16 protein-coding genes are annotated in these 18,600 nt (G+C 49.3%); 12 read left to right on the top strand and 4 right to left on the bottom strand.

Annotated elements, in window-relative coordinates; all coding sequences use genetic code 11:
- Positions 1-158: 158 nt before the first annotated feature.
- Positions 159-2,060, bottom strand: a complete 1,902-nt coding sequence (locus A3860_RS03705; RefSeq protein WP_081145208.1) for an AAA domain-containing protein — start codon at positions 2,058-2,060, stop codon at positions 159-161.
- A gap of 263 nt (positions 2,061-2,323) precedes the next feature.
- Here A3860_RS03705 and A3860_RS03700 point away from each other — a divergent pair, with 263 nt between their 5' ends.
- The 4 genes from A3860_RS03700 (at position 2,324) to A3860_RS03685 (ending at position 4,807) form a co-directional block, all read left to right on the top strand.
- Entirely contained in the window at positions 2,324-2,782 is a 459-nt protein-coding gene (locus tag A3860_RS03700; protein WP_081145207.1) for an SRPBCC family protein, read from the top strand.
- 73 nt (positions 2,783-2,855) lie between these two features.
- Complete coding sequence (locus tag A3860_RS03695; protein WP_081145206.1) at positions 2,856-3,284, top strand: hypothetical protein; 429 nt, start codon at positions 2,856-2,858, stop codon at positions 3,282-3,284.
- Between the two features lie 169 nt (positions 3,285-3,453).
- Complete coding sequence (locus A3860_RS03690) at positions 3,454-4,569, top strand: DUF2975 domain-containing protein (RefSeq protein ID WP_158085128.1); 1,116 nt, start codon at positions 3,454-3,456, stop codon at positions 4,567-4,569.
- Position 4,570: 1 nt separating this feature from the next.
- The gene (locus tag A3860_RS03685; RefSeq protein WP_081145204.1) at positions 4,571-4,807 is read left to right on the top strand and encodes a helix-turn-helix domain-containing protein; all 237 of its coding nucleotides are present in this window, start codon (positions 4,571-4,573) and stop codon (positions 4,805-4,807) included.
- A gap of 65 nt (positions 4,808-4,872) precedes the next feature.
- Here the strand turns inward: A3860_RS03685 and A3860_RS41595 are convergent, their stop codons facing one another.
- Together A3860_RS41595 and A3860_RS03675 are read right to left on the bottom strand one after the other, a co-directional pair.
- The gene (locus tag A3860_RS41595) at positions 4,873-5,073 is read right to left on the bottom strand and encodes a hypothetical protein (RefSeq protein WP_216823369.1); all 201 of its coding nucleotides are present in this window, start codon (positions 5,071-5,073) and stop codon (positions 4,873-4,875) included.
- Positions 5,063-5,827, bottom strand: coding sequence for a DeoR/GlpR family DNA-binding transcription regulator (locus tag A3860_RS03675; protein WP_081145202.1), 765 nt, complete (start codon positions 5,825-5,827; stop codon positions 5,063-5,065). The genes A3860_RS41595 and A3860_RS03675 overlap by 11 nt, the downstream gene beginning before the upstream one ends.
- 515 nt (positions 5,828-6,342) lie before the next feature.
- Here A3860_RS03675 and A3860_RS03670 point away from each other — a divergent pair.
- From A3860_RS03670 to A3860_RS03630, 8 genes are all read left to right on the top strand, one after another.
- Positions 6,343-7,338, top strand: a complete 996-nt coding sequence (locus tag A3860_RS03670; protein WP_081145201.1) for a DUF6528 family protein — start codon at positions 6,343-6,345, stop codon at positions 7,336-7,338.
- 209 nt (positions 7,339-7,547) lie between these two features.
- Positions 7,548-8,855: an MFS transporter gene (locus A3860_RS03665; protein WP_081145200.1), complete on the top strand. Its 1,308-nt coding sequence runs from the start codon at positions 7,548-7,550 to the stop codon at positions 8,853-8,855.
- A gap of 152 nt (positions 8,856-9,007) precedes the next feature.
- Positions 9,008-10,009 (top strand): 2-hydroxyacid dehydrogenase, encoded by a 1,002-nt coding sequence (locus A3860_RS03660; protein ID WP_081145199.1) that lies wholly within the window; start codon positions 9,008-9,010, stop codon positions 10,007-10,009.
- Positions 10,010-10,017: 8 nt separating this feature from the next.
- Positions 10,018-11,457: an FGGY-family carbohydrate kinase gene (locus A3860_RS03655; protein ID WP_081145198.1), complete on the top strand. Its 1,440-nt coding sequence runs from the start codon at positions 10,018-10,020 to the stop codon at positions 11,455-11,457.
- A 260-nt stretch (positions 11,458-11,717) separates the two neighbouring features.
- On the top strand, positions 11,718-13,175 hold the full coding sequence (locus A3860_RS03645; protein WP_081145196.1) for an FGGY-family carbohydrate kinase: 1,458 nt from the start codon (positions 11,718-11,720) through the stop codon (positions 13,173-13,175).
- Positions 13,168-13,764, top strand: coding sequence for a histidine phosphatase family protein (locus tag A3860_RS03640; RefSeq protein WP_081145195.1), 597 nt, complete (start codon positions 13,168-13,170; stop codon positions 13,762-13,764). The genes A3860_RS03645 and A3860_RS03640 overlap by 8 nt, the downstream gene beginning before the upstream one ends.
- Before the next feature lie 23 nt (positions 13,765-13,787).
- Positions 13,788-14,723 (top strand): glycerophosphodiester phosphodiesterase family protein, encoded by a 936-nt coding sequence (locus A3860_RS03635; RefSeq protein WP_081145194.1) that lies wholly within the window; start codon positions 13,788-13,790, stop codon positions 14,721-14,723.
- A gap of 90 nt (positions 14,724-14,813) precedes the next feature.
- On the top strand, positions 14,814-17,864 hold the full coding sequence (locus tag A3860_RS03630; protein WP_081145193.1) for a glycosyl hydrolase: 3,051 nt from the start codon (positions 14,814-14,816) through the stop codon (positions 17,862-17,864).
- 154 nt (positions 17,865-18,018) lie between these two features.
- Here A3860_RS03630 and A3860_RS03625 read toward each other — a convergent pair whose 3' ends face one another.
- Positions 18,019-18,438 (bottom strand): response regulator, encoded by a 420-nt coding sequence (locus A3860_RS03625; protein ID WP_081145192.1) that lies wholly within the window; start codon positions 18,436-18,438, stop codon positions 18,019-18,021.
- Between the last annotated feature and the right edge of the window lie 162 nt (positions 18,439-18,600).

Below are 18,600 nucleotides of genomic sequence, written 5' to 3'. Positions count from 1 at the left end.
TACCGGTTGCCGGTTGCCAGTTCCCGGTTACCGGTTGCCAGTTCCCGGTTCCCAGGAATTGAATATCGAAAAGGTTGTCTGTAGTCAGGCTCTCCGAATTTTTTGCCCGGCAACCAGTAACCGGTACCTGGTACCTGTTACCTGGTAACATTCATCTGTTACTCCACAAACTCCCAGGCGCTTTGATACGCATTGCGGTCCTGCGCCCAGGAAATAAAATCTGAATAAAAGGGGAATTGCGACAGGGTGGCGCTGTCGCCAATGACAACCAGTTTTTTACGGGCGCGCGTCATGGCCACGTTCATGCGGCGGATATCGCTTAAGAAGCCGATGCGGTTGTCGGGGTTGCTGCGCGTCATGCTGATGTATACAATGTCGCGTTCCTGGCCCTGAAAGCTGTCGATGGTATTGATGGCGATCTTATGTTCATATACCTGCAGCGCCGGCGAGCTCAGGAATTGTTCTTTCAACGTATCTATCTGCTGTTTGTAAGGCGAAATGATCGCAATGCTGGGGAAATTATCGGGCTTGTAATGACTGTCGAGCGCCGATACCAGCTGTGTAAGGTGCCTGAACAGGAAGGCCGCTTCTTCCGGATTGTACGTACTGGTTTGTTCGGTCTTTTCATCAAAACCACAACCGGCCGTATCAACAAACACCAGCGGGTTGTCGTTCGAGAACAGCACATGGCGGGCTACGGAAGCATGGGCTTTTAACCTGTCGTCATAAAAAGCGGTGGAAGAGTAACCCATGATCATTTCGTGCATGCGGTACTGTTCTTCGAGCAATACCACCGCCTCGGGATGCAGGGCCACGCATTTTTCCAGCAGGGTAGTGGCCAGTCCGTTCTTCGCTGCCTCCGAACTTTTTACCGTTGGCGGCAGCTGGCAATGATCGCCCGCCAGCACCAGTTTTTGTGCTTTCAGAATGGGGATCCAGCAGGCGGGTTCCAGTGCCTGCCCGGCCTCATCGATCACCACCGTTTTAAATTTCAGGTTGCGCACGGTATAGTGGTTGGCGCCCACCAGGGTGGCGGTGATCACCTGTGATTTGGCAACCAGGTCGTTGATGATATATTGTTCCGAATTGTCGACGTCTTTCATGATATTGCGCGCTTCGGCAAACAGGGCTTTGCGCTGGTCGCGTTCCGCCTTGCCGAAATGGCGTTTATACTTGTGCGCCATATCAAGAAAAGCCGAGGCCTGTTTTTTCAGGCGCTTTATTTCTTTCGTATGGGGGTGCTCGGCCATTTTATAATCGAGCGTCAGCGACAGCAACCGTTCCGACACCCGCGCGGGGTTACCCACCCGCAACACGTTCAACCCTTCATCGCTTAATTTTTCGCTCAACAGGTCAACGGCGGTATTGCTGGGCGCTACCACCAGTATCTGCTGGTTATCCTGTTTTATCATGGCTTTGATGGCCTGCACCAGGGTAGTGGTTTTACCGGTTCCCGGCGGGCCATGCACAATGGCCAGGTCATTGGCCTGCAGAATTTTATTGACCGCAGCCTGCTGCGAGGTATTCAATGCGGGAACAGCTGCTGCAACAGTGGTTTCGAATGTGGGCGCTTTGTTCCCGGTGATTATCTGGATCAGGCGGCCTTCGGCTGGTTTTTCGGCCAGTTGCATCGCCTGTTTGCAGGCGTTCTGCATTTCATCGTAGCTGTTCTCATCGAACAGCAGATCGATGCCCAGTTTGCCATCGCTGGCCCAATCGGGCAGTTCATCGGTGCGCAGGGTGATCTTCAGCCGGTTGCCATTCACAAAACTGATGGTGCCTTCCACTTTATTGGTTTCTGCATCATGGTTCGAGAACAGTACGGCGGGCATGCCAAAGCGCAACTGGTGTATGACGTCGTGATGGGTAGTGCGTTCCACTTCAACGGTGAGGTAATCGCCGCGGCTCATTTCCTGGTCGCGGATGGCGATGGGGTACCAGGTAAGTCCGTTGGCCCTGCGTTGTGCAACAGAGGTCGTTTGCTTCAATTTCAGGTACAATTGCCGGTCCTCTTCACGTTCGGTTTTCAGCAGTTCGAGCAGGCTTTTGAAATAATCCATTTTGCAAATGTAAAACGTTTACCGTTTTTGGGTCACAATTTATGGTTTGGCCCGGGCCGGGGCAATGGTTATTTAACATTTACGTGAACCCCTGCTGGGGGCTTGATTTGCGATAAGATAACAAACAAGGGTATTGATTGGTAAGCGGTGGTGCTTATCTTTATGTATCCGCACTCCATAGGTACCTCCAGCCATAATTTGAAAAACACCGTTCCTGCGCGCGCGCCCATGTAAGAGATTGTTTATTTAGAAGTTATATTATTATGGTAAACGTAATCAATGAGATTGTCATCAATCTCCCCAAGGAAAAAGTGAGCGCATTTGTCAGTGACCCCGCCAATGCCCCCCACTGGTGTACGCACATAAGATCGGTTGAATTTAGTAAAGGAATGCCTTTACGGGCAGGCACCCAACTGGTGATCAATGAGCAGGTGATGCATCGTTATCAGCAACATACCTACGAAGTGGTGGAGTTCATTGCCGGTCAAAAAATGGTGATGCGAACCGAAAGCAATGGCATGATGCTGGAAACCACCTTCGGGTGGCAGGCCGTTGATGAAAACCGCACCTGTATGCGGTTACGGCACCGGGCCCGGCCCGCCGGCATTTCAAAGGCCATTACCCCTTTATTTGCCCTGAGCATCAGTAGTTACAGCCGCAGGAATTTAAAATACCTGAAACGCCTGCTCGAGTACAGTGTGCGTAAGATGATCGTGTTGTAAATAGGTTATTTTTTACACAGGCGTGTGATTACGGCAGGAAGGTATTATTTTAGTGTATACCAAACATTACACTATGAAAAGCAATACCAGCCAAAAGTTCCTGCAGTATATGTACAGTAATTTTACAGGCAACTTTGTTGGCTTTGCCATTGGTATGGCCTCCACACGTTTAGTAGCGCATTTCTTTACCACCCGCAGCATCAAAAACCTGTGGGGGCTTACCGCCAAAAAAACGGTGGTCGACAAGCAAACCTTCAGTGCCATGGAATGGATGATCTCCATTATCATTGGTTTTGTGGTGTTCGAGATCATTTCCAAATATGTAAAGAAGAAAATGAGTCCTGTGCTGCAAAAGTATAAGGGCTATCTGCCGGCCGACTGGGTCGAGGATGAAGCGGCGCCGGTAGCGGCTGTGCAAACAGCGGCGGTGGCGGTTCAACCCGTTCCGGTTCCCGCAACTGCCTCAGTTCCCGAAAAAGCGGCCAGTGAAAATGCCCAATAACACTCGCTGATTATATTGAAAGGCCCCGGCAACAACCGGGGTTTTTTATTTGCCCCGAATGGCATCTTGTTCAGTCTGATGGACCTGAATAAAGGCATTAAATTTCCCTTTTAAATAACATATTTATCGTTTATCGATAAATATGTTATTTTGCAGGAAACTTATTTCTATGCGAAAACGGAGCCGCAGCGTGCTGGCGCTGGTCGTAACAGGTATAGTCATCACCTGGTTCATACTAACATTTTGGGGTACAACCACCAGCAATGAAAATTTCAGCGGAAGGGTTACTACAGATATCTATCTAACTTACGACGACGATACTGCTTTTGGCGGTTTATTCGCGAATCCGGCCCCTGTAAATGATTCCCTGCCGCATTATTTGTATCAACACCTGGCCGATAGCATAAAGCGGATGAATGAGGAGCGGCAGTTGGAGAACAGAGGGGTGTCAATGGAAGGCGGCTGGGCATTTGGCTCCCTGGGTATGTATACCTTGCATACGCCTATAACCAGCCTGGAAGAAAAAATAAGAATAAAACATATTACTGACCGGTTAGACAGTTTGACAATTGCAGCCAATAATAAAATAGCCAGGCTTACCAATGAAGACAGTATCAGGCGCATTAAAGACCAGTTGCGCGATACCACGGCTTATTTCAACCGCATGTTGAACCAGCGGGTTCCTATGCCCGACAATTTGCATTACCTCAGCCTGCAGGGGTATTCCCTGCCTGAAAGCACAAAGTTCTTTGTTCAGAATGGGACGTATAACCTGGCTTATCTGAAAATAGATTCAGTAAAACAGTCGCATAGTGATACCTGGCGTTATGGCCATTATGAACGAAAGCAAATACCGGTGCGGTATTCGGCCGAAAATAAAATGCTGTTCATCCCGGTTTCAGCACAATTATACAAGGTGCTGAGTATTGCAGGTCCTTTAGCCAGCTGTTTGCTGGTGGCTGCCGGTTGCTATTTCTTTCTGGGATTTCCTTTACAGATCCTGATCAATATTTCAAGAGGCAATGCTTTTGATGATAAGAACGTGCGGCGGTTGAACCTCATGGCGCTGGCATTACTGATAGCAACGGTGGGCACTATCCTGTCGCCTTATATCATACGGCTCTGTTTCTGGAAAATGATCCCTGATGATTTTATATTTCCCGGTATCTGGTCAAAAGTAGCTGCTAAGACGCAGCTTTTTATTGCGGTGGTTGTGATCTATATAACCGGAAAGGCATTTCAAAAAGGAAACAAATTGCAAAAAGAACAGGACTTAACTATTTAATATGCCTATTGTAGTGAATCTGGACGTAATGCTGGCGAAACGAAAAATGAGCCTCACCGAGCTCAGTGAAAGGGTAGGCATCACCATTGCCAATTTAAGTGTGCTCAAAAGCGGTAAGGCCAAAGCCATTCGCTTCTCCACACTCGATGAGATCTGTAAGATCCTGAATTGTCAGCCGGGCGATATCCTCGAGTATTTGAATGAGGAGGATTATAGTAAGTTAATAGGCAATCGATAAAGTTGGTTGCGTTGATGAATTATCTGGAATTGGTTGCCGGTTACCGGGTACCGGTTTCCGGGAAATCAGGAATGCCAGCTGTTTTCGGGAGTCTGGAAGTTAGGATCTGGCAACCGGAAACAGGTAAACTGGTAACTGGTACCTGTTTCCTGGTAACTGGTAACTGGTAACTGGAAACTGGTAACCGGCAACTGGAAACTGGTAACCGGTAACTGGTAACTGGTAACCGGTAACTGGTAACTGGTAACCGGCAACTCATTCGGCAATGATCGTCTTCACGCCTTTTTCTTCCAACTGCCTGATGGTTTCAGCTGGTGCGCCCGCATCGGTGATGATGTAATCAACCTGGTCTAACCCGCAGATGCGGCCAATGCCGCGGCGGCCGAACTTGGTGCTGTCGGCCATTACCACTACCTGCTGGGCAACGGAGATCATTTTTTTATCGAGACTGGCTTCGGCCAGGTTGGTGATGCTTAAGCCAAATTCGGGTTCAATACCATCAACACCCATAAACAGCAATCCGCACGAAATATCTTCGAGCAGGCGTTCGCCAAAGGCGCCGGCAGCGGAAGCCGAGCTGTGATGAATGAGCCCGCCTATTTGCAGTATATCAACATTGGGCCGGTTGCATAATTCAATGGCCACCCGCAACGCCGGGGTTATCACCGTTATATGTTTGGGTGGGTACAGCGCCTGCGCCAGTTCAAACACCGTAGTGCCCGAACCTATTATTATGCTGTCGTTCTGCCCCAGCAGGGAAAGCGCCGCTTTCGCGATCTTCTTCTTTTGATCGGCATTGATAAACTCCTTTTCATTGATGGTGCGTTCAATGGCATAGGGATTATTGATAGAACCACCGCCTTTTGTGCGGAATAACAGGTTCTTTTCTTCCAGCAATTTCAGGTCCTTGCGAATGGTAACGCCCGAAACCTGCAGCTCTTCGCTGAGTTCCTGAATATCTACCCGTCCTTTTTCCTGTAATTTCTGAATAATGAGCTGGTGTCTGTCAGTAATAGTCATAATGAAGGCAATTGCGGATTAGATTTTGAGATTTATAGATTTAGGGATTTAGAGATTTCTTTATGCGCTGCATTCCTTATTAATTCGGAAACTCCAATCTTCAAAATCTCAAATTCCCACAATTCCGAAATCACAAAATCGCGAAATCGCAAAATCCCGAAATCCCACTATCCCTTAAATCCCAAATTCCCAGGTTCAAATTTATTGTAAAAAGCTTTACGCGGGGTTTAATTTTTTAAATAAGAGTTAATATTAATGCACTCGATTGCGGGAGAATAGTGGGTTTAATTTTAAGTTTAAAAAGATTTATTTCTTTTAATTTTTGTTTAAATAGTGTAAATTTTACTTACTTTGGTAGAGATTTAAACGGTACGGGCCCTGGGCCCCGATTAAATAGCAGCTCTTTTATTGATCCGTTCTAGTACTTTTTTGGGGCAATGGTTGTCAATTGTTAATAATCGCTGGGAGTAATGTATAACATTTAAACAAAATTTAAAGCGATTACAATTAAGCATATGAAAACTATTCCTTTCAGGATCATGGTCATAACCGGCCTGGCAGCGGCATTCATTACTCAATGTTCCAAATCTTCGTCGGGGAATACGCCCGATAATGGGGGCGACTCCACCGGTACCGGCGCCACAGTTAGGCAGATCGTTTTTGCCGATCAATCGGTGAACCGGGTGGTAATAGCCGATGTAGATACCAAACAGGTGGTGTGGGAATGGCAACCGGCCCAGGCGGGTGTGGCCGCCGGAGACGTAAAATGGTTCGTGAATATGAGCGACGCCAAACCGGTTTACAACAACAGGTACATTTTGGCCAATGCATCTGCCGGCGGGGTGGCCCTCATCAGGATCGCCGATAAAAAGACCGTGTTTTACGGCTATGCCGGCAATGGCAATATTCATTCAGCCGAAGTGCTGCCCGATGGCAACCTGGTGATCGCTGCCAGTACCGGCAGTTACCTCATGTTGATGAAAATGGATACCACGGCCAATCCCTATAGCGGTTATACCAAAAAAGTGACCGTGGCCGATGCGCATAATGTGGTGTGGGATAAAAAAAGACAGGTGCTGTGGACCGCCTCAGGGAACAAATTGTACGCCTTCACGTATAATTTCAATTGTGCGGCGCCCGATCTCACCCTTACAGATAGTTTAACCCTGCCCGCTAGTGGTAGTCACGATCTTTTTCCGTTATATGGCAAAGATTCGTTGTGGTTATCTACCAGCAGCAAAGTGTGGTCGATAGATCTTACAAAGCGAACCGTTACCGGGCAATGTGCGCTGCCCCGGGTGAAAAGCGTTTCAAATGGCCCCAGTGATAAATACCCGGCCATTTTGATGCAGTCCATCGATACCGATCAGCAGTGGTACAATGATAAGGTGATCGATCTCAAGGGAAATACCGTTTTTCAGTTAAATGGGTTGAAAGCATATAAAGGACGATGGTTCCTGAATGCTGGGTTTAGTTATGATGACAATGCTGTAGTGAAGGTTTGTAAATGAATGTCAGTTACCGGTTACCGGTTGCCGGTTACCAGTTACCAGTTACCAGTTACCAGTTACCAGTTACCAGTTTCCGGGGCTCAAATTTCTGGCAGGTTGATTATTGCCGGCAATTCCGAAATAAAGGTCCGGTACCGGGTACCCGGGAACCGGCAACCGGCAACCGGGTCTTAATACAACGAATCACAAACAAACAACTTTAATAAACGATGACTGCTGCCAACAAAAATTCATTAGCCGACAAAACCGGCATTCCCATGTCCCTGCTCTGGGGCTATATAGGTATCCTCATATTCATGATGGGCGATGGTATGGAAACCGGCTGGTTAAGTCCGTACCTAAATGGAAGAGGTTTAAGCGTTTCAGCAAATGCCACCCTGTTCACGGCTTATGGAATAACCGTTGCCGTTTCGGCCTGGTTTTCGGGCGTGCTGGCCGAAGGGTTTGGCCCCAGGAAGACCATGCTCGCCGGGTTGTTATTATACCTGGCCGGCACCTGCGGTTTTGTAGGCATGGGGCTTCCGCAACTGAACTATCCCGTTATGATCGTTACCTACGCCCTGCGTGGGTTTGGTTATCCTTTATTTGCGTACTCCTTTATGGTTTGGATCGCCTATCAAAGCCCGAAAGAAAAACTCGGCCGGGCTGTGGGCTGGTTCTGGTTTGTATTTACGGGCGGCCTCAATGTGCTCGGCGCTTTTTACTCAAGCTGGGCCATTCACAGCCTGGGATACATCAATACGTTATGGAGCTCGGTGTTCTGGGTATTGATCGGCGCGTTCTTCGCCCTGCTGTTGAACAAGGCTTCCTTTAAAACCGGTGCCAACGGGCAAAACACCACCAGCAAAGCTGGGGAATTGCTGAAAGGGTTAACCATCGTAAAAGAAGAACCGAAAGTACTGATCGGCGGTATCGTGCGCATCATCAATACCACCGCGCAATTTGCCTTCCCCGTGTTTTTGCCTATGTACATGGAGAAACACGGATTCGATACCATTACCTGGCTCAAGATCTGGGGAACCATTTTTACCAGCAATATCATTTTCAATCTGATCTTCGGTTTTGTAGGCGACCGCCTTGGCTGGCGCAATACCATTATGTGGTTTGGCGGTATAGGTTGCGCTATTACTACCCTTGGTTTGTATTATGTGCCCCAGGCCGCTCCCGGTAATTTCGCCATTGTGCTCACCGCCGGTATTTTATGGGGCGCCTGTCTGGCCGGTTATGTGCCTTTATCGGCCCTGGTGCCTTCGCTGGTGAAAAAAGACAAAGGCGCCGCCATGGCCATCTTAAACCTGGGCGCCGGTTTGCCTGTGTTTGTTGGGCCCGCGCTGGTTGGCCTGTTCTTTACGCTGGTGGGTGAAGAAGGGCTTATCTGGATCCTGGCGGTGCTGTATTTCATAAGCGCCGTGCTCACCAAATTCATTACGCTGCCCGATAATGCGAAGACCCTGCATCATGTGAATGAGAAGAGTGTACAGGTGGCGGAAATGGAAAAACTGAAACTGGAGAATTAAGAATCGGTAATCGGTAATCGGTAATCGGCAATCGGCAAACGTGAAAGGGTTTCCAAATGTTCAGACTCCCGAAATATCGCGAGCTCACTCACCATTGACCATTGACCATTCACCTATAGTATACAGTAACATAAAATCAAAGTACATAAATTATGAAGATCCTTGTGACGGCGCCGTATAATGATAACGGGTTAATAACATTGCAGCAACATTTTGGCGAGGTAATTTACAGGCCCTGGAAGCCGCATGGCCGTGCTTATTATGCCGATGAATTAACGGCGTTGTTACAGTCTACAGCAGCCACCGCATTGATCACCGAGCACGATCATGTAACCGCCGAGGTTATTAATGCCAATACGCATTTGCAGTTTATTGGCGTATGCCGGGGAACGCCTTCAAATGTTGCTATTGAAACGGCTACCAAACACGGTATCCCTGTTTTTTATACCCCGGCGCGCAACGCGCAGGCCGTGGCCGAACTATTTGTCGCCAATGTGATCACCTTTATGCGCAACACCATTGCGGGTATCGACTGGTTACGGGGCCGCAACTGGGCCGAAGGGGCGCATACCTCGTACCTGCAATTCAAGGGCGCCGAGCTGGCAGGTAAAACCGTTGGCCTGGTTGGTTTTGGCGCCATCGGTCAGCTCATTGCTACCATGCTGCAATGCTATCCCTGCCCCATACAGTTCTATGATCCGTATGTTACAGAATACGACAAAGCCTACAAATCGCTGTCGCTCGAAGAAGTGTTTGCTACCAGCGATATTGTGTCAATACATTTGCCGGTGACCGAACAAACCAAAGGGCTCATCGATTATTCGTTGTTGTCGAAAATGAAACCCGGTGCCATTTTTGTAAATACGGCCCGGGCGGTAGTGGTAAAACGCGACGACCTGTTGCGGGTGCTGGAAGAAGGGAAGATCCGTGGCGCGATCCTTGATGTTTTTGATCATGAGCCACCCGATGCCATCGATTACCGTATCATCGACCATCCCAATGTGCTGCCCACGCCGCATATTGCCGGCGCCACTTTTGAGGTGGAAGATCATCATGTGACCATTTTAAATAAAACCCTGGTCGACTGGTTCGTGCATAATAAAAAAACCGGCGCACGGCTGGCCAATAAAGAAATCCTTACTGTACAGATCTAAAGTATACCATGAAAAACGAAGCATATATAATTATTGATATCGGCACCGGTAATGTACGCGTGGCAGCTACCAGCGTCAATGGTACAGTATTGGGTGTTGCGCGGGAAGATATTCAATACATCCGCGATGATAAATATCCCGATGCCCTGTACTTTAATGCCGATGCCTTATGGCAACAGGTGACCCGTTTGGCCAAACAGGTCATCGCTGGGTTACCCGGTGTTACCATCCGGGCGTTAACAGGCACCAGCCAGCGCGAAGGCATTGTACTGTTGGGCAGGAACGGTGAATCGCTCGTTGGCCTGCCCAACATCGATCACCGCGGCCGCGAGTGGGAAGAAACAGTGCCCGATAAAACCATCGTGTATAAGCTCACCGGCCGGTATCCCACCTCCCTGTTCTCTGCTTTCAAATTACTGGGTATAAAAAAGCGGTGGAAAGAGGTGTGGCAGAACTGTGCAAGCTTTGTCAGCATCAGCGATTGGGTTGAATATAAATTGAGCGGTGTTATTAAATATGAGCACTCGCAGGCTTCCGAAACCCTGTTGTATGATGTACAGTTCAGGCAATGGAGCGAAGAACTCTGTGATCTTTTTAGTATAGACAGTTCCCTGCTGCCGCCCCTGAACAATTCAGGTGCTATTCTCGGCAATGTATTACCTGCTATCGCTGCTGACTTCAATATTTCAAAAGATGCCGTTGTAGTAGTGGGCGGTGGCGATACACAGCTCGCCATCCGCAGCACGCAGCCGGCGGTGGAAGATATGGTGATCGTCTCCGGCACCACCACGCCCATCGTAAAACTGGTTGATACCTATATGCTCGATGCGCAGCAACGTACCTGGACGAGCAGGGATATTGACCCCACCCGCCTGGTGTTTGAAGCCAATGCCGGCGTAACGGGGTTAAACTTTCAACGGTTAAAAGAGATCTTTTATCCCAACGAAAGTTATGCGGTGATAGAGCAGGAGCTGGCCGCCACCAAAGAAGCATTTTGCGTGGCCTCGCTGGGCTCGGTGGTGGCCGATGAAAAAACCCCGCTGATCAAAGGCGGTTTTGTTTTTCCCACCCCGGTATCGCATCAGTTAACGCGCGCGCATTTTGTATGGGCCACCCTCGTCGATATTGCCTGTTCCATTGCAGAGAATTATAAGATCTTATGCGAAGTGGCCGGTCACCAGCCCGATTATGTATGGGCCTGTGGCGGCGGTTTGCAAAGCGTGGCCCTGCGTACCGTGCTTGCCGGTTTGCTGAACAAGAAAGTGCAGGTGCGCCGCGGCTTCGAACAATCATCCGTGATAGGTGGTGCGCTTATCTGTAATGAAGCATTGAAAGTGGCGGTTGAATTTGATGATACCATTGAAGTGGTTCATCCTGAAAAACAATCCTATTACGCTGCTTTGTATAAAGAGTGGAAGAAAGTGAGGATGAGTTTCAGGGGAATGTAATAAAGCAGGTGCCAGTTACCAGGTACCAGTTGCCGGGCTCAAATTTATGGCATTCTGATTACTGGCAAGCATTCCGCATTAAGGGCCCGGTAACCGGCAACCAGTAACCGGAAACCAGTAGCTGGCAACCGGTAACCAGTAGCTTGTAACCGGCAACCAGTAACCGGAAACCGGTAACTGGCAACCGGTAACTGAACTTTGAGACCTGTAACAGTTTCTTAAAACGATAAAGGATCCAGGTTAACATTATTATTCTTAAAATGAACAGTCCATATTTTATAGGTATAGATGTAGGCACGCAAGGAGCAAGAGCCGTATTGATCAACTCGCTCGGCGAAGTGCTGGGCAGTGGCGAACAGGCCTTTCCCTTAAACAACCAGTCGCGCGAAGAACAATCGCCCGAACAATGGTGGCACGATTGTTTTTTGTGCCTGCAACAGGTGATAGCGCAGGTGAAAGCGACTATCCGGTTGGCCGATATACAGGCCATTTCCGTTACTTCCACTTCCGGCACTATTATCCCGCTCGATAAAAACAATCAGCCATTATACAATGCCATCATGTACAGCGATCCGCGGTCGGCCGAGGAAGCCAGCTATTGCAAAAAAGTGGCGCTCGCAGAGAACAGCAATGGCTATACCGCCTTCAATGCCAGCAGCGGATTGCCCAAAATGTTATGGTTTATCAACCGCTATCCCGGTAAGGCCGAACAGCTGGGTAAATTCATTCATGCCGCCGATTTTATCATTGGTAAATTAAGCGGCCGTTACGATATAACCGATTATACCAATGCGTTGAAATCGGGGTACGATGTGCGCAAAAAAGAATGGCCGGCCTATATCTGGGAAAAATTGCCCATCCAGCAAAGCTGGTTACAAATGGTACAACCCAGCGGCATAACCGTAAGCACCATTTTGCCCGAACTGGCAGCCGCATTGGGTTTACCGCAAACGATACAAATTGTTGCCGGCATGACGGATGGTTGTGCGGCACAGATCGCCTCCGGTGCGGTACAGGTAGGTGACTGGAACACCACTATAGGAACAACGTTGGTGGTAAAAGGCGTTACCACACAGGAGATCAATGATCCGCTGGGAAGGTTATATTGTCATCGCCATCCCGAAGGGTACTGGATGCCCGGTGGCGCCAGCAATACCGGCGCCGATTGGGTAACGCGCGATTTTGGTACTGACCTGGCTGCTTTAACGGCACAGGCTGCGAGACTGGTCCCTACCAAACACCTGGCCTGGCCTTTAAAACAACAGGGGGAACGCTTTCCCTTTATAGCGCCGCAGGCAACAGGTTTTCAACCGGCTGGCTTACCGCCGGCCACTTTGTTTGCCGCCTGTCTTGAAGGCGTGGCTTATATTGAACGCTACGCTTATGAAGTAATTGAACAATTGTCGGGCGAAAACGTACAGGCGGTGTTTACCGCGGGTGGCGGCAGTAACAGCGATCTGTGGTTGCAGATCAGGAGCAATGTGCTCAACCTGCCCGTGTATAAAATGAAGCACGTGACCGGCGCCGTAGGCGCCGCCATCATCGCCGCTTCACAAACGCATTTTAAGTCGCTTACCGAAGCTGCCAAAGCATTGACCCAAATTGAAAAAGAAGTGCATCCCCAGGCGGGGCCTGCCACTATTTATCAACAGAACTATCAGCAATTTATTGAGGTACTGGCCGGCAAAGGCTATATCAGCAAAACCGCATATGCTTAACATTTATTTGATCAGGCATGGGGAAACAGCCTGGAACGCCGATAACAACCGGTATTGTGGCAGAACAGATCTTCCCCTCACCGAAAAAGGATTGAAACAGGCCGAACTATTGCGGCAACAGTTGCAGCACATTCAACTGGATGGCGTTTTTTCTTCCCCCCTGCAACGCGCCTTTACCACGGCAACACTCGCCAGCGGCGCCAACGTGGTAAAAGATGACCGGCTCATAGAAGCCGATTTCGGCTTGTGGGAAGGCAAAACCAAAGAAGAATTTATGGCCGAAAATGCACAGCTGTGGCACAACTGGATGCGCGACCCCGCCGGTAACAAGGCCGGGGGCACGGGCGAAACAGGCGCTGCCATCGTGCAACGGGTCGATGATTTCTTTCAGTGGTTACAGAAAAAATATCAACGCGGTAATTTCCTGGTTGCAGCCCATAATGGGGTGAACCGCCTGTTCCTGGCGCATAAGTTGGGTATGCCGTTGCGCAATTACCGCCTGTTCTTTATGGAGAATGCATTGCCCAGTATGTTCACGCTGGAACCCGGTGGTTCGTTCGTGCTGCGGCACCTGAATTCAAAATTTTGATCGCTTAGCCAAAAATAAATACCATGCTCCTTCAACAATGTAGGCAACTCGCGTTAGTTGTAGCCTGTTTTATTGCCGTGTCCGTACAGGCACAGTCGAACAAAGGGAACGTGTTACTGATAAACACGCCGCACGACCTGCAACAGTATTTTAAATACACCGGTCATGATATTCCGCTCATCAGCGGCCACCGCGGCGGGCCCGATAAAGGCGCGCCCGAAAACAGTATTGAAGCATTTGCGCATTCGCTGGCGTTCACACCCGCCACTTTTGAAATTGATCCGCGGCTAACCAAAGACAGTGTGATCGTGTTGCTGCACGACGATACGCTCGACCGCACCACTACCGGTCATGGCAAGCTGAACCAATATACCTGGGCCGAAGTTCAACAACTGCGATTGAAAGATGTGAATGGCCAGGTGACGCCCTACCGGGTTCCCACCCTCGAAGAAGCCATTGTATGGGCCAAAGGCAAAACCGTGCTCATCCTCGATAAAAAGGATGTACCGCTGGCCACTACGGCAAAGCTTATCAAAAAACACCATGCCGAAGCCTGGGTGATGCTTACGGTGCACAATGCCAAAGAAGCCAAATTCTATTACGACGATAATAAGAACCTGCTGTTCGAGGCTTTTGTAAAAACAAAGAAAGCCCTGGAAGAATATGAACAGGCCGGTATTCCCTGGGCGCAGATCATGGCCTATGTAGGCCCTGACGATAAACCGGAGAATAAAGAAATGTTCGATCTGCTGCACCAGCGTGGCGTCATGTGCATGATCTCTACGGCTCCCACTTATGATAAACTACCTACTGCAGAAGAGCGGGCGAAAGCCTATGTGCAGCTCATCAAAAGCGGGGCCGATGTAATTGAAGCGGACAGGGCGATAGAAGCAGCTGCTGCTGTTCGTGAGTTAGCACCGGCTAACAGTGATAAAAAGAAATTTTTTGGAAGAAAGTGAGTTGCAGGCAGCAGGGTAGCCAGCCAATTGTAGAACATCCTGAATTTATCCCCGGCAACTGGAAACCGGTAACTGGTAACTACTAAAAATATGAATCTCAATAGACGCAATTTTATAGCATTAAGTTCCCTAACTGGCCTTCAGGTGGCATTGATGCAAAGTGGAATGGCACAATGGGTACAGAAAAATGAATCCTATTTTGGTGATGCGCCTTCCTTTGCAACCCTGAAAGAAAAATTTGTAGCGCCCGGCCAACCCTTTCAGCCGGGTTGTTACTGGTGGTGGTTCAATGGGTTTGTAGATAAAGAAGGTATTACGCGCGACCTGGAGGAATTTAAAGCCAAAGGCATGGGCGAAGTGCTGATGATCAATTCAGCCGATGGACTGGGCGGCGCCAAAGTACCACAAGGCGCTGTATTCCTGTCGCCCGAATGGCGCGCCCTCTATCGCCATGCATTGAAAGAAGCCAGCCGTCTCGGCATAAAAATGGGCGTCAACATGAGTAGCGGCTGGTGTATGGGCGGTCCCTGGATCCCGCCGCAACATGCCTGCCGCTGGTTCCTGCAATCAACGCTAACGGTAACCGGCCCGCAACATTTTTCCGGCAAACTACCCCTGCCGGGTAATCGCGATGGCTACGATAACCTGGTGAATGCACCGGGCTTTAAAGAATACCTCGACCTGCCTATCGATCAAATAGATTACCGCGATACGGCCATCGTGGCCATTCCCGGTGGCGCCGGTAATACCCCGCTGAAGACGGATGCGCGAAAAGCGTTGTTTCCCGCCAAAACCAACCGCAAGGATGCCAGCAATTTTATAAAGGCCAATGAGGTAATGGGCCCGGTATCAACCCCCTGGCCAACCATGCCTGGTGATGCACCCATTGCACCCGATCAGGTGATCGACCTTACCGGCAAGGTAAGCGCCGATGGGCAACTCGACTGGGAAGTGCCTGCCGGTGAATGGACCATCATCCGTACCGGCCACCGCATGACCGGCTCCAAAGTAATGATCGCGCAACCCGAGGCCAGCGGGCTCTCGGTCGATTGGTTAAACCGTACCGGTGTGGACCTGCAATTTGAAAATTTAGGAAAGGTGCTGATCCAGGAAGCCGGCGACCTCGCCGGTAAAACGTTGATGTATTTGTGTGATGATAGTTTTGAAGATGGCTTTCCCAACTGGACCGAAAACATAATTGCCCAATTCAAAAAATACCGCGGTTACGATCCCACGCCCTGGTTACCGGTATTGAACGGCTTTATCATCGGAAGTGTTGATAGGTGCGACCGCTTCCTGAACGACTATCGCAAAACCGTAGCCGATTGCCTGGCCGATGAGCACTATAAACATTTTGCCGACCTCTGCCATCAAAATGGGTTGAAGGTGCAAAATGAAGCAGCGGGCCCCAGCCGTTCAGGCACCATGTGTATGGATGCCCTGAAAAACCTGGGCCGCAGCGATATGCCGCAGGGCGAGTTCTGGTTGGGCGGCAAACATGATGAAGAAGGAGGGCTCAATGAAAAACTGGGCTATGGCGTGGTACGCCTCGAGGGTGGGCAGAACAAGGTGACTAAAATGACTGCTTCGGCAGCGCATATTTACGGGAAGAAAACGGCGTCCGCCGAATCATTCACTTCTTTCCGGCACTGGTACGATTATCCCGGTAACATGAAACAGGCGGCCGACCGCGCTTTTTGCGAAGGCATAAACCGCTTTCTTTTTCATACCTCAACGGCTACCCGCCCGCAGGATGGCAAACCGGGTATTGAATATGGCGCCGGCACGCACTTCAACCCCAATGTAACCTGGTGGAACCAGTCCGGCCCATTTCTGGACTATATCAGCCGGTGCCAGTATCTGTTGCAACAGGGATTGTTTGTGGCCGATATCCTGTATTATAACGGCGATATAGCGCCGAACATCGCGCTGCCCAAACATGTTGACCCCTCAGCAGGCAAAGGCTATGAGTACGATGTATGCAATGAAGAAGTACTGCTGACGCGCCTGAGTGTGCAAAACGGCAAAATAGTATTGCCCGATGGTATGAGCTACCGCCTGCTGGTGCTGCCCGAAACAACGGTGATGCCGCTGCCGGTGTTGCAAAAAATAAAAGCGCTGGTGCAGGCCGGCGCCACTGTAGTAGGACCAAAACCCGAAACCGACAGCGGGTTAAAAGACTTTCCGCAATGCGATCAGCAAATAAAACAGCTGGCCGCTGCCGTGTGGGGAAAATGCGATGGCAAGGCCATTAAACAACAGGTGTACGGAAAAGGAAAGATCTACTGGAATGTTCCCCTCAAAGCCGTGCTGAAAGAAAAAGGCGTGGGGCCCGATTTTGTTTGTGACAATGAAAATGCCTTTATTGATTTTATTCATCGCAGCGTAGGGGATACCGAGGTGTATTTTATAACGAACCGCAATAACCGCGAAGAAAAAGGAAGCTGCCGCTTCCGCATTACGGGCCGCCCGCCGGAGCTCTGGGATGCGGTGACCGGTGAAATGAGCCCGGTGAAACAGTTTAGCCAGGCGGGTGGTTATACCAGCATTCCCCTGCAGTTTGCACCTTTTCAATCGTGGTTTATTATTTTCAAAAAAGCGGCCCCACAGAAAACGGTAGCGGCAAAAAGCAGCGCCGCCAATTTTCTTTCCTTTACCCCGGCGCAGGAACTCACCGGCGGCTGGACGGTTCACTTCGATCCTAAATGGGGCGGTCCGGCCAGCGTGGAGTTCAACACGCTCGAAGACTGGACGCAACGGCCCGAAGAAGGCATAAAATATTATTCGGGAAAAGCCACCTATGTAAAGCGGTTCAATATGACCGGTATACAACCCGGCGCCCGTTATTTTCTGGAAACCGGGGTGGTAAAAGATCTGGCTGAGTTAACGCTGAATGGAAAAAAGCTGGGCATTTTATGGACGGCGCCCTGGCGGGTGGAAGTAAGCGGCTTGTTACAGCCCACTGATAATGTGCTGGAGATTGCGGTAGTGAATTGCTGGCCAAACCGCCTCATCGGCGATGCCGCATTGCCACCGGAGAAAAGATTGACGAAAACGAATATCACCTTCAAAAAAGATGCACCATTGATGCCTTCGGGGTTATTAGGACCGGTGATTGTTGTTAAGGGTAGTGAGTGGTGAATGCCAGTTACCAGTTACCAGTTACCAGTTACCAGTTACCAGTTGCCGGGGCTCAAATTAATGACTGTCCGATTTTTGGCGGGTATTCTGGACAGTAAGGTCCTGGAAACCGGAAACAGGTAACCGGTAACCAAAACAATAAACCACTCAGAAATCACTTTTCGATAATGATATTACAGTGACTAAACAACTTTTGTAAAGCAGCGCTGAAATCAGTAAAGCTCATGGGTTTGGTAATACAGGCCGAACCATAATTTTTGCAAAACTCAATGTCTTCGTGGTTGGCCGAAGTGGTAAAGATGGCCACCGGGATATCGTTCCATTTTTCGTTTCTTCGAATATGCTGTAGGGTTTCCCGGCCATTCATTTTAGGCATATTCATATCTACCATAATGAGGGTGGGGAAAGGTTTGCTTTCCAATTCAAGCTGGTTCAACAGATCAATGCCTGCTTCACTGCTTTGCGCCTTGTACAGCGTAACGTCAGGATATAATGCGTTTACCGATTCTTCAAATATCAACAGATCATCCTGGTCGTCGTCAATATATAATATCGTCGTTTGTTCACGCCGCATAGCTCTGAAAATAGTTTGCAATTGGATAATAGATAAGCAAACAGGTTTAATTGTTTGCCGGTTTTCTTGTTACGGACCATGTTATCCGGTACAATATGATAGGGTAAAACCGGAAAAATGGCTATCAAAAATGGATAGCGGTTGCAAATTTCCTAGGAACTA

It is taken from the genome of Niastella vici (genome assembly GCF_002077945.1).
In the GTDB taxonomy this organism is placed as follows: Bacteria; Bacteroidota; Bacteroidia; order Chitinophagales; family Chitinophagaceae; genus Niastella; species Niastella vici.
The sequence above is the reverse complement of the archived record's forward strand: the minus strand, read 5'-3'. Positions and strand labels throughout refer to the sequence as shown.